Below are 11,501 nucleotides of genomic sequence, written 5' to 3'. Positions count from 1 at the left end.
CCGGAGGGGGTTCCAGGCGCCACAGGCGACCATTCGTGAGCCGGGAGCTCAGTTCGGGTCGGCCCGCAGCGTCAAGACGTCCTCGTGGGCCAGTGGCTCCGAGGTCAGCGGCTCTGTGGAGGAGACCGGCACCCGGTCCGGCGCCGCGCTGGCGGCCGTTGCGTCGGCCTGCGGTCCGTCAGCCCTTCTTGGCCCTCGCGGCGTCCAGCTGCGCCACGAGCTGGTCCACCGTGACCGTGCCGGCGGTCAGCCCGACCATGCCGCGCGCGAACGCCCCAGACCCCAGGGCCGGAGGCATCTGGTCGCTCGCGTCGAAGCGCACGGTCTGCGCCTGGTAGGCCGCCGACGCGATCTTGCGCGTCGTGGTGCTGGCGTAGCGCTCGAGGTCGAAGTCCTCACGAGGAGAGATGAATCCGCGGTCCTCCGAGCCCGCCCAGTCCGCCCCGAAGCGCGGGTCCGAGCCCATGTAGCGGACCAGGTCGCGCGCTGCCGGGTCGTGCCCGCGCAGGAGCACCGCGCTGTCGCCCCCGACCTCGATCGCGTCGTTGTCGCCCGTGGGGAAGGCGACGACCGAGGTGGTCTGGTCGATGGCGGTGCGCACCCGCTCTGGCAGGAAGCCCTGCTGCGTGACATAGCTGCCCTGCTTGAGCAGAGCGCACCGCTGCGGCTCGGCGAAGAGCCCGTCGGCGGCGTGACGGACGTCCCGTCGGGCTGCCGCCGGTCCGCCGCCCTCCACCGCGTCGTGCTGCACGACCTCGGCATACGTCGTGAAGGCCTGCTTGATCCGCTCGTCGGAGAACGGCACGCGCCCGGCGACCCACCCGTCGTAGACCTCGGGCCCGGCACCCTTGAGCACGAGCTCCTCGATCCAGTCGGTCCCGGCCCAGCCGCTGTTGGCGCCGTCCTCGATGCCGAGGCACCAGGGCGTGCTGCCGTGGTCGCGCAGCCGGTCGGCGGCCGCCGCGAGGTCGTCCATCGTCTGCGGCGGATCGATGTCGACCGCGTGCAGCGCATGCCGGTCGTACCACAGCAGGGACTTGACGTTCATGGCCACGGGGATGCCGTAGGTGCGGCCGCCCGTCTGCAGCGGCGCGACCATGCCCGGCACCATGCCGGAGGCCACGCGGCTGACCGGCAGCACGTCGTCGAGCTGCTCGACGGCTCCCGCACGCGCGAGCTCCAGAGCCAGCCCCGGCTGCGGCAGCACGGCCAGGTCGGGCGGGTTGCCCGCCGCGATGCGCGCCCGCAGGTCGGTCGTGAGGTCGTCGCTGCCGGAGTAGCTGACCTGCACGTCGTGCCGTCCCGCCCACGCGTCCACGGCTTCCTTGAAGCCCGTGGCCTGGCTGCCGGAGAAGGCGTACATCACCTCGATCGTGGAGCCGCCCCGGGCGGTCTCGACCGAGGCCCCCTCGGAGCACCCGGCAGCTCCGCCCACCAGTCCCATCAGCAGCGCCAGGACACCGACCACACCACGCGCCCGCATCGGCAGCTCCCTTCTCGACCCGTCGCGACCGACCCTACTCGCGCGCACCGACAAGCCCCGGCCTGACAGGCCAGCACGTGATGCGCGAGCCCCCGCCGAGCCAGCACCCGACGAGCCGGCACCGCACAGCAGACAAGGGGCAGGGCCCGCACCCTCGAGAGGATGCGAGCCCTGCACCGGCCGTATGCCGGAACCGCCGCGTGGCCGTGGCCCCGGCATACGCTCCGGCTCAGCCCTTGACCGCGCCCGACGTCATGCCGCGCACCAGGAAGCGCTGCAGCACGACGAACACGAGCATCGGCACGATCATCGAGATGAACGCGCCGGCGGTGAGCAGCTCCTGGCCCTGGCCCTGCGTGCCGAGCAGACCCTGGAGCTTGACGATCACCGTGGTGTTCTCGGACTTCAGGAACAGCTTGGCGATCAGCAGGTCGTTCCAGACCCACAGGAACTGCAGGGTGGCGAACGCCGCGATGGCCGGCATCGACATGGGCGCCACGAGCTTCCAGAAGGTCTGGAAGTGACCGCAGCCGTCGATCTTGGCGGACTCCACGATGGAGCGCGGCAGGGTGCTCATGTAGTTGCGGAGCGTGTAGATCGCGAGCGGCATGCCGAACCCGGTGTGCAGCAGCCAGACCGCGATGTACTGCCCCGAGATCCCCAGGCCGCGGGGCCCGAGCAGGTCGAGCAGCGGCTGGAAGGCCACCTGGATCGGGACCACGAGGACCGCCACGATGATGATGAACAGGACGTCCTTGCCCGGGAAGTCCATGAACGTGAACGCGTAGGACGCGAACGCCGCGAACATGATCGGGATGATCGTCGCGGGTATCGCTACCACCAGGGAGTTGATGAAGGCGTTGCCCATGTCGGCCTGGGTGAACACGGTCGAGTAGTTCGACAGCGTCCAGCCCTGCCCGAACGGGTTGAGCAGCGCCGTCCACCAGCCGGAGGTGGCGGCGTCGTCACGGGTCCGGAAGGACGTGACGAGCAGGCCCAGGGTCGGTAGGCACCACATCAGGCCGAGGATCGTCAGGGTGACGATCGAGACGATGCTGCGGCGGCGACCGTCCTTCATGGTGCCCTTGGCGCGGGTCACCTGCTGGGGCTCGGTCGTGCGAGCCGCCATGGTGCTCGTGCTCATCGGTTGGCCTCCTGCTCACGGAACATCTTCACCTGGTAGATGAGGACGGGGATGATCAGCGCGAGCAGGATCACGACGATCGCCGAGGCCTTGCCGGAGTCGCTGTTGGCGAACATCTCGTTGAAGAAGAGATTCGCGATCACGTTGGTCTTGTCACGACCGTTGGTGAGGACGTAGACGATGTCGAAGACCTTGAGGACGAGGATCACGGTCGTGATGAAGACCGACAGGATCGTGCCCCAGATCTGCGGGATGATGACCTTCCAGAAGATCTGCCACTCGCTGGCGCCGTCGATGCGGGCCGCCTCGAGGGTGTCGTCCGGGACGCCCTTGATGGCCGAGCCCAGCAGCACCATCGCGAAGCCCACCTGCAGCCAGATCAGGATGACCATCAGCAGCAGCGAGTTGAGGCGACCGCTGGAGATCTGCAGCCAGGTCTGCGGGGTGCCGCCGAAGGCCGTGACCACGGCGTTGAGCAGACCGGTCTGCGAGGAACCCTCGGCGTTCCACGCGTAGACGAGGTACCAGATGGCCGAGGCGCCGACGAAGCTGATGGCCATGGGCAGGAAGATCGCCGACTTCGCGATCTTCTCCCCCTGCGGCGAGAGCTTGTCGGCCAGCACGGCCACGATCACGCCGAGCGCGACCGTGGTGGCGGGGACGATCAGCAGCCACAGGAAGTTGTTGAAGATCGACGTGCGGAACTCCTGGTCCGCGATCACGTTGCGGTAGTTATCGAACCCCACCCAGGCGGTGCTGTCCTTGTTGGCGAAGGAGTACACGAGCGTCTGGACCGTCGGGTACAGCAGCATCAGGGACATGAGCCCGAAGCCCGGCAGCAGGAAGGCGTAGGGGATGAGCCCCTCCGACAGCCGGCGCGGCAGGGCCTCGACGAACATGTTGAGGAAGTAGAAGAGGATGGCGGCGCCACCCACCCCGGCCACCAGGGCCAGCAGACCGATGATGATCTTGCTGCTGAGGAACCACTGGGGGTAGTAGGCGAAGGCCAGGAAGAGGTTGGCGATGAGCCAGACCACGACGACCATGCCCAGGAATCCCAGGACGAGGCGGCCCGGCTTCAGCCGGCCGTCGTCGACCTTGGGAGCGCTGTGCGGCGAGGCGCTGTGCCCCGCCGGGCGTTCGGTGACGGCGGTGCTCATGACTTCGGCCAGCTCTTCTCGATCTCGTCAGCGGCCTGCTGCGAGGTCTTGCTGCCGTTGACCCACCCGACCATGCCGGTCCAGAAGCTGCCGGAGCCGACCTCCTTGGGCATGAGGTCCGACCCGTCGAAGCGGAAGATGTCGGCCTCGGTCGCCATCTTGGCCACGTTGCGCGTCGTCTCGTTCGGGTAGTTCTTCATGTCGAAGGTCTTGTGCGGGCTGAGCCAGCCGCCGGCCTTGGCCCACTCGGCGCCGAACTTGTCGCCCGCGAGGAACTCCATGACCTTCTTGGCGTCGGGGTCGTTGCCGTTGAACAGCGCCGCGAGGTCGCCGCCGCCGAGGATCGGCTTCCCGTCATACCCACCCTGGTAGGGCGGGAAGGGGTAGGTGCCGACCTGGTTGTCGAGATCGGACTGGACGTTCTTGGGGTAGAACGTCGTGGCGAAGTTGCCCTGGCGGTGCAGCATGCACTTGGGCGGGGTGGCGAAGGCCGGGGTCATGGCCTCGCCGAACTTGGTGTTGAGGATGGCCTGCGTGCCGCCGTAGACGCTGCCGGGGGCCTTGAGGATCTTGGCCATCTCGTCGAGGGCCTTGACGACGCGCGGGTCGTTGAACGGGATCTCGTGCGAGGTCCACTGGTCGTAGACCTCGGGGCCGTACATGCGCAGCATGTACTCCTCCAGCCAGTCGGTGCCGACCCAGCCGGTGGCCTGGTCGGAGTTCCACGCCACGCACCAGGGGGCGACGCCCGTGCCCTTGATCTTGTCGGCGACCCCGTAGAGCTCCTGGATCGTCTTGGGCTCCTTGTTGAAGCCGCCCTTGTCGTAGGCGGCCTTGGGGTACCAGACGATCGACTTCACGGCCATGCGCATGGGGGCGCCGTAGACGCGGCCCTTGTAGCGCGAGGAGTCCATGAAGCCCGACACGAGCGTGCTGTCGAGCTTGTCGTAGTCGAGGTAGGTGTCGATCGGCTGGATCTTGTTCTGCCCGGCCATCTCGAGCAGACCACCCGGCTGGGGGAACAGGCCGATGTCCGGCGAGTCGCCCGAGCCGACCTTGGACTTGATGGTCGTCGTGAAGTCCGTGTCGGCGGTGTACTGGATCTTGATGCCGGTCTCCTGCTGGAACTTCTGCAGCGACTGGACGAAGAACTTCTCCTCGTCGCCACCGAAGGCACCGAGGATCGTGACGGTCTTGTCGCCGTCCGCCGTCCCCCCGTCGACGGTGCCGGAGAGGCCACCGCCCTCACCACCCGCACCGCCTTGGGGGTTCTGCAGACAGGCACTCGTCGACATCGCGACGACGCCACACAGGAGCGCCGCCGTGGAGAGCTTGCGCACACGCATTTGGACTTCCTCATCCCTAGGTCCCGGGCCGTGTGCCGAGCCGGGACCCGGCAGCCTGGGGCTCCGGGTGCACGCGACGCTGCGAGCGGCCTTTGACGTTTTAGTGACCCCATAGTGGTGGCGCGCGCTCCCCCCGTCAACGGGCTGAACGCAATGCAACGAACCTGTGACATCGCCCGCTCGAACGATGTGCTGAACGATCAACATGGTTAACGTTGCCCGCTATGGAGCTACGCAGGGGTGGCCGGCGACCGACCCTGGCCGACGTGGGACGTCGGGCCGGGGTGTCCGCGACGACGGTCTCCTTCGTGCTCAACCCCGACTCCAAGCAGACGATCAGCGCCGCCACCCGGGCGCGGGTCCTGCAGGCCGTCAACGACCTCGACTACCGCCCCAACCGCACGGCGCAGGGGCTGCGCCGCAAGCGCAGCGGCACCATCGGCGTGGTGGTGGACGAGCCGGCGATGGAGGCCTTCTCGGGCGAGACCGTCAACGGCGCGCACGACCTCGCCTGGAGCGAGAGCACGGTGCTGCTGGTCACGCACACCGGGCGGCGGCCCCACGGCATGCAATCGGCGATCGAGGAGCTCGCCGACCGCCAGGTCGACGGCCTGGTCATCACCTGCTCGGGGACCCGGGGGATCGAGCTGCCGGACCGTATGCCGAACCTGCCCTGGGTCCTCGCCAACTGCTTCGACCCGGCCGGGCGCGGGCCGTGCTTCCTCCCCGACGAGGAGTTCGGCGGGCGCGAGGCCGCCCGGCTCGTGGCCGAGCATGGCCACCGCCGCATCGCCTACCTCAGCGGTCACGCCGGCGCCTGGGCGACGCCCCTGCGGATCGACGGCTTCCTGGCCGAGCTGGAGGAGCTGGGCGTCCCGACCAGCACCGGCGACGTCGTGGTGCGCGAGGGCTTCTACTACGTGGACTCGGGCTACGCCCTGGCCCGCGAGCTGCTGGCCGGGCCCGACCGGCCGTCCGCGATCGTGTGCGGCAACGACCGGATCGCCCTCGGTGTCTACCTCGCGGCCGCCGAGGCGGGGCTGCGGATCCCCGACGACCTGTCCGTCGTCGGCTACGACGACCACGAGCCGGTGATCCAGCAGCTGACCCCGCAGCTGACGACGGTGCGGCTCCCCCTCTACGACATGGGGCGGCTCGCGGCCGAGGCGCTCGTGCACGGGACGGTGGGGGCGCTGCCGGAGCGCACGCTCCTGCCGTGCCCCGCCGTGCCCCGCGCGTCCGTGGCCCGCCCCGGGGCGGCATACGGCAGCTCCCCGGCCTAGGCTGGAGGGCGACAGGCCGCCGCTCACCGACGAGGGCGAGGGTCGGCCCACCGCAGCTGGATCGAGGAGCAGGAGCACGACCATGCCCGAGTTCGCCTACGAGGCCCTACTGCCGCACGGCACCGACGAGACCCCCTACCGCAAGCTGACCTCCGAGGGCGTCGAGCTGGTCGAGGGCCCCGGCGGCCGACAGTTCCTCAAGGTCGCGCCCGAGGCGCTCACCCTGCTGTCCGAGACCGCGATGCACGACATCGCCCACTACCTGCGACCGGCCCACCTGGCCCAGCTCCGCAGGATCCTCGACGACCCCGAGGCCAGCAACAACGACAAGTTCGTCGCCCTCGACCTGCTCAAGAACGCCAACATCTCCGCCTCCGGCGTGCTCCCGATGTGCCAGGACACCGGCACGGCCATCGTCAAGGGCGAGCGCGGCCAGCACGTCGTCACCGACGGCGTCGACGAGGAGCCCCTGGCCCGCGGCGTCTACAACGCCTACACGCGCCTCAACCTGCGCTACTCCCAGAACGCCCCGGTCTCGATGTTCGAGGAGAAGAACACCGGCAACAACCTGCCGGCGCAGATCGAGCTGTATGCCGACACCGAGCGCGGGCACGAGACGGAGTACTCCTTCCTCTTCATGGCCAAGGGCGGCGGCTCGGCCAACAAGTCCTATCTCTTCCAGGAGACCAAGGCGATCCTCAACCCGGACGCCATGATGAGGTTCCTCGACGACAAGATCCGCTCGCTCGGCACGGCGGCCTGCCCGCCCTACCACCTCGCCATCGTCATCGGCGGCACGAGCGCGGAGTTCGCCCTCAAGACGGCGAAGTACGCGAGCGCGAAGTACCTCGACACCCTGCCCACCACCGGCAACGCCGCGACCGGCCGCGGCTTCCGCGACCTCGAGCTGGAGGAGCGCGTCCTCGAGCTCACCCGCAAGCAGGGCATCGGCGCGCAGTTCGGCGGCAAGTACTTCTGCCACGACGTGCGCGTGATCCGGCTCCCCCGCCACGGCGCCTCGCTGCCCGTCGCCATCGCCGTCTCGTGCTCGGCGGACCGCCAGTGCCGCGGCAAGATCACGGCCGAGGGCGTCTTCATCGAGCAGCTGGAGATGGAGCCCGGCCACTACCTGCCCGACACGACCGACGAGCACCTGGTGCAGGGTGGGGCTGACGGGGCCGGGGCCGGGGCTGGGGCTGACGGGGCTGCGCGTCCCGACGTCGTCGAGATCGACCTGTCGCGCCCCATGGACGACATCCTCGCCGAGCTGACCAAGCACCCCGTCAAGACCCGGCTGTCCCTCACCGGCACGCTGGTCGTGGCCCGCGACATCGCGCACGCCAAGATCAAGGAGCGCCTCGACGCCGGCGAGGACATGCCGCAGTACCTCAAGGACCACCCCGTCTACTACGCCGGACCCGCCAAGACGCCCGACGGGATGGCGTCCGGGTCCTTCGGCCCGACCACGGCCGGCCGGATGGACTCCTACGTCGACCAGTTCCAGGCCGCGGGCGGGTCCAAGGTCATGCTCGCCAAGGGCAACCGCTCCAAGCAGGTCACCGACGCCTGCCAGGCGCACGGCGGGTTCTACCTCGGGTCCATCGGCGGCCCCGCCGCCCGCCTCGCACAGGACTGCATCAAGAAGGTCGAGGTGCTGGAGTACCCCGAGCTCGGGATGGAGGCCGTGTGGCGCATCGAGGTCGAGGACTTCCCGGCGTTCATCGTCGTGGACGACAAGGGTGACGACTTCTTCGCCGAGTTCTCCAAGCCCACCGTCATGACCATCACGACCCGCGCGGACGTCGACGCATGACCGAGCGGACCACCCTGACCCCTGCCGAGGCCTGGCAGCAGCTGGTCGAGGGCAACGCCCGGTTCGTGACGGGGCGTCGCGAGCACCCCAACCAGGACGTCGACCGCCGCGCCGAGCTCGCCGCCGGGCAGGGGCCCTTCGCGGTGCTGTTCGGCTGCTCGGACTCCCGCGTCGCCGCCGAGATGATCTTCGACCAGGGCCTCGGCGACCTGTTCGTCGTCCGCACCGCGGGCCACGTGCTCGACCCGTGCGTCCTCGGCACCGTCGAGTTCGGCCCCGGCGTCCTCGGCACCCCGCTCATCGTCGTCATGGGCCACGACACCTGCGGCGCGATCAAGGCCGGGATCGAGGCGACCGACACGGGCACCATCCCCGGCGGCTACATCCGAGACCTGGTCGAGAAGGTCATGCCCTCGGTGATCCAGGCCCGCTCCTCCCACGGCGCCGGCCCCGACGCCACCCCCGACGAGGTCAACGCCTGGCACGTGCGACGCACCGTCAACATGCTCGCCGAGCGGTCGGCGCTGCTGCAGCAGCTCGTCGAGGACGGCCGGCTCGCCATCGTCGGCATCAACTACCGCCTCGCGGACGGGGACGTCCGCTACATCGCCCACCTCGGCGACATCGGCGACGCGCGTCCCGGGATCGACGTGGCGCCGGGGGTCGGGGTGGCGCCCGGGGTCGGCACGGGGCCTGGCGGCGGCACGGCGCCCGGGGTCGGCGCATGACCCGGGTCACCGACCTGGCCTACTACCCGTTGAAGTCCGCCGGCGGCGTGCCCGTGCCCGAGGCCGTCGTCGAGCACTGGAGCATCCGGCACGACCGCCGCTGGATGCTGCTGCAGGACGACGGTCGCATGATCAGCGCCCGCGAGGCCCCCACCCTGCTCCTGCTCCGCGCCGAGCACCGGACGCACGACGGGGCGCTGGTGGTTCGGCATACGGCCGGGGCGGTGGACCCGCTCGAGGTGAGCGTCCCGGACCAGGGCGAGCATCGCGAGGGCGTCGTCTGGGGCGCGGCCGTCCGTGGCCGGGAGGCGTCGCCCGAGGCGAGCGCGTGGTTCGAGGACTACCTCGGCCGCACCGGCCTGCACCTCGTGTGGTGCGACGACCCGACCTTCCGGCCGGTGGACCAGCGGTATGCCGAGCCCGGCGACACCGTGACCTTCTCCGACGGCTTCCCGTTGCTGCTGACCAGCACCCCCTCGCTGGGGCGGCTGCAGGAGTGGGTCGACGAGAGCACCGACCGGCGCGGCGAGCCGCGGGTCGAGCTGACGATGGACCGGTTCCGGCCCAGCGTGGTCGTCGACGGCGGCGAGCCGCTCGAGGAGCAGGGCTGGGACCGGGTGCGGATCGGCGAGATGACCTTCCGCATGGCCAAGCACTGCGGTCGTTGCGTGATGACGACCTACGACACGACGTCGCTGGACCGCACCAAGGAGCCGCTGCGGTCGCTTGGCGAGCACAACGCGATCGACGGCCGGCTGGTGTTCGGCGTCAACCTGGTGCCCGAGGGCACGGGCACGCTGCGCGTCGGCGACGAGGTCACCCCCATCCAGGGATCGTGAGGGTTTCGTCCAACCTTCTTGGACCGAACCCTCACGATGTCGGGGGCGGGGAGGTGCTCGGCGGGGATTGCGCACCCCCTGCCCGGGGTAGGTGAGCAGTCAGAGACCCTCGCCCACCTCGCCCTCAGGAGACCCGATGACCACCGGCCCCACCGGCACCCCGCCCCAGCAGCCCGGCCCCTCCGCCCTCGACACCTTCCTGCAGGGTGCCAAGGGGGCGGCCGTCCAGGCTCGCACGCAGGTCGCCCAGACCACCCAGGCCAACCGCGGCAAGATCTCCAGCGCCCTGGACAAGCTCGTGCGGACCGTCGACGACAAGACCGGTCGCAAGTACCACTCGCAGGTCGAGTCCGCCAAGGGTTGGGTCGAGAAGGGCGTCGACGTCGTCGCCGGCGGACCCGCGTCCCCGGGGGCCACCGGCGCGCCGGGCACCGCAGCCCCCTCCACGACCTCGTCGCCAACGGCGTCCGCTGCGTCGTCGTCGGTCCCTCCCGTCGCCCCGGCCTCGCCCTCCACCCCGGTGACGCCCCCCTCCACCACTCCCACCCCGGCTCCCGACAAGCCCAAGGAGGGCTGGCACCGCGGGCCGGACGGCCAGTGGACCCGGACCTCCTGAGGCCGAGCCGACGATGAGCTGTCCCCACTGCGGCGCCGCGATCTCCGAGGGCGCGACCTTCTGCCCGTCCTGCGGCGAGATGGTCCTGGCGACGCCCCCGCCCGCGGCGCCTGCCCCCTCGGCCCCGCCGAAGGGATCGAGCCCGGCGACGGGCGCGACGCCTGGCCCCGGGGCCGCCCCTGCCGGTAGCCCACGCCAGCAGCGTCCGCGCCCCCAGGTCGTGCCCGTGCCCCAGCGACCGACGCGCCAGCGACCCCCGAGCCAGCCTCGTGGCCGCACCCGGCAGCAGGTCCCGCAGAGCCGGCCCTACCCCGGTCAGCAACAGGGACCGTATGCCGGGTACCCCGGTCAGCAGCGCCAGCAGTACCCGCCCCAACAGTTCCCACCCCAGCAGTTCCCGCCCCAGGGCGGCGGTCCCGGCTACCCGGGCGGCTACGGCGACCGTCGTCAGGTCCGGCGTGGGCCGGGCTGCGGCGGGATGCTCCTGCGCCTGATCCTGCTGGTCCTGGCCATCCCGGTGCTCCTGACGCTGGCCGGTGCGGTGCTCGGCTTCGGCCTGCTCTCCGGCGGCCAGGACGACACCGCGTCGCCCTCGCCCACCTCGTCGTGGAGCGCCTCCCCGACCGAGAGCCCGACCGACAGCGCCACCGAGAGCCCGACCCCGACCGACGGCACGTCCGGCGCGAGCTCGGGCACCACCGGTCCCACCGGCTCCGCGTCGTCCTCCCCCGTCACCAGCGCGCCCACGACGGCCGCGGCCTACCCGGCGGCCAGGATCACCGGTCGCGAGTGCGCCCGCACCGGGACCGGACCGTATGCCGCGACCGCCGCCGGCAACGACCGCACGTCCTGCGCGTTCGCCGTCGCGGTGCAGCGTGCGTACGTCGCCGCAGGCGGAGCGGGCTCGACCACCACCGTCACCGCCTACAGCCAGGCCCGCGACGCGAACGTCCGCCTGCTCTGCACCGACGACCAGCCCGCGCAGTGCGTCAGCAGCACGGGCGCGCTGGTCTTCCTCTACGGCGGCGAGGCCGTCGTCGGCTGACCCGCCCTCACGCCTCACCGTCCGCACCCGCCACTCATCAGCCA

General features: G+C 70.6%; 10 protein-coding genes and 1 pseudogene. 7 read left to right on the top strand and 4 right to left on the bottom strand.

The window, feature by feature from the left end; all coding sequences use genetic code 11:
- Positions 1-178: 178 nt before the first annotated feature.
- The 4 genes from K313_RS0112330 to K313_RS0112315 form a co-directional block, all read right to left on the bottom strand.
- The gene (locus K313_RS0112330; protein WP_029211862.1) at positions 179-1,483 is read right to left on the bottom strand and encodes an ABC transporter substrate-binding protein; all 1,305 of its coding nucleotides are present in this window, start codon (positions 1,481-1,483) and stop codon (positions 179-181) included.
- Positions 1,484-1,712: 229 nt separating this feature from the next.
- A complete protein-coding gene (locus K313_RS0112325; protein ID WP_205621861.1) occupies positions 1,713-2,627 on the bottom strand; it encodes a carbohydrate ABC transporter permease in 915 nt (304 codons plus the stop codon).
- A complete protein-coding gene (locus K313_RS0112320) occupies positions 2,624-3,787 on the bottom strand; it encodes a carbohydrate ABC transporter permease (RefSeq protein WP_029211860.1) in 1,164 nt (387 codons plus the stop codon). The genes K313_RS0112325 and K313_RS0112320 overlap by 4 nt, the downstream gene beginning before the upstream one ends.
- Complete coding sequence (locus tag K313_RS0112315) at positions 3,784-5,133, bottom strand: ABC transporter substrate-binding protein (RefSeq protein WP_029211859.1); 1,350 nt, start codon at positions 5,131-5,133, stop codon at positions 3,784-3,786. The genes K313_RS0112320 and K313_RS0112315 overlap by 4 nt, the downstream gene beginning before the upstream one ends.
- Before the next feature lie 224 nt (positions 5,134-5,357).
- Here K313_RS0112315 and K313_RS0112310 point away from each other — a divergent pair, with 224 nt between their 5' ends.
- From K313_RS0112310 to K313_RS23080, 7 genes and pseudogenes are all read left to right on the top strand, one after another.
- Positions 5,358-6,416 (top strand): LacI family DNA-binding transcriptional regulator, encoded by a 1,059-nt coding sequence (locus K313_RS0112310; RefSeq protein WP_029211858.1) that lies wholly within the window; start codon positions 5,358-5,360, stop codon positions 6,414-6,416.
- Positions 6,417-6,498: 82 nt separating this feature from the next.
- Entirely contained in the window at positions 6,499-8,229 is a 1,731-nt protein-coding gene (locus K313_RS0112305) for a fumarate hydratase (protein WP_029211857.1), read from the top strand.
- Entirely contained in the window at positions 8,226-8,957 is a 732-nt protein-coding gene (locus K313_RS0112300) for a carbonic anhydrase (RefSeq protein WP_029211856.1), read from the top strand. Before K313_RS0112305 ends, K313_RS0112300 begins: the two co-directional genes overlap by 4 nt.
- On the top strand, positions 8,954-9,796 hold the full coding sequence (locus K313_RS0112295; RefSeq protein WP_019286303.1) for an MOSC domain-containing protein: 843 nt from the start codon (positions 8,954-8,956) through the stop codon (positions 9,794-9,796). The genes K313_RS0112300 and K313_RS0112295 overlap by 4 nt, the downstream gene beginning before the upstream one ends.
- A gap of 136 nt (positions 9,797-9,932) precedes the next feature.
- On the top strand, positions 9,933-10,412 hold the full coding sequence (locus tag K313_RS0112290; RefSeq protein WP_019286304.1) for an antitoxin: 480 nt from the start codon (positions 9,933-9,935) through the stop codon (positions 10,410-10,412).
- Positions 10,413-10,425: 13 nt separating this feature from the next.
- Positions 10,426-10,488, top strand: a pseudogene (locus tag K313_RS24890) (zinc-ribbon domain-containing protein); the annotation flags it as partial.
- A gap of 150 nt (positions 10,489-10,638) precedes the next feature.
- The gene (locus tag K313_RS23080; RefSeq protein WP_240483979.1) at positions 10,639-11,457 is read left to right on the top strand and encodes a hypothetical protein; all 819 of its coding nucleotides are present in this window, start codon (positions 10,639-10,641) and stop codon (positions 11,455-11,457) included.
- Positions 11,458-11,501: the final 44 nt, after the last annotated feature.

It is taken from the genome of Arsenicicoccus bolidensis DSM 15745, assembly GCF_000426385.1.
GTDB lineage: Bacteria > Actinomycetota > Actinomycetes > Actinomycetales > Dermatophilaceae > Arsenicicoccus > Arsenicicoccus bolidensis.
This window is presented reverse-complemented; position numbering and strand designations above follow the sequence as displayed.

What these genes read in the sequence shown, in the direction of transcription:
- K313_RS0112330 (WP_029211862.1), bottom strand. Translation starts at nt 1,483, where the DNA reads ATGCGGGCGCGTGGTGTGGTCGGTGTCCTGGCGCTGCTGATGGGACTG.
- K313_RS0112325 (WP_205621861.1), bottom strand. Translation starts at nt 2,627, where the DNA reads ATGAGCACGAGCACCATGGCGGCTCGCACGACCGAGCCCCAGCAGGTG.
- K313_RS0112320 (WP_029211860.1), bottom strand. Translation starts at nt 3,787, where the DNA reads ATGAGCACCGCCGTCACCGAACGCCCGGCGGGGCACAGCGCCTCGCCG.
- K313_RS0112315 (WP_029211859.1), bottom strand. Translation starts at nt 5,133, where the DNA reads ATGCGTGTGCGCAAGCTCTCCACGGCGGCGCTCCTGTGTGGCGTCGTC.
- K313_RS0112310 (WP_029211858.1), top strand. Translation starts at nt 5,358, where the DNA reads ATGGAGCTACGCAGGGGTGGCCGGCGACCGACCCTGGCCGACGTGGGA.
- K313_RS0112305 (WP_029211857.1), top strand. Translation starts at nt 6,499, where the DNA reads ATGCCCGAGTTCGCCTACGAGGCCCTACTGCCGCACGGCACCGACGAG.
- K313_RS0112300 (WP_029211856.1), top strand. Translation starts at nt 8,226, where the DNA reads ATGACCGAGCGGACCACCCTGACCCCTGCCGAGGCCTGGCAGCAGCTG.
- K313_RS0112295 (WP_019286303.1), top strand. Translation starts at nt 8,954, where the DNA reads ATGACCCGGGTCACCGACCTGGCCTACTACCCGTTGAAGTCCGCCGGC.
- K313_RS0112290 (WP_019286304.1), top strand. Translation starts at nt 9,933, where the DNA reads ATGACCACCGGCCCCACCGGCACCCCGCCCCAGCAGCCCGGCCCCTCC.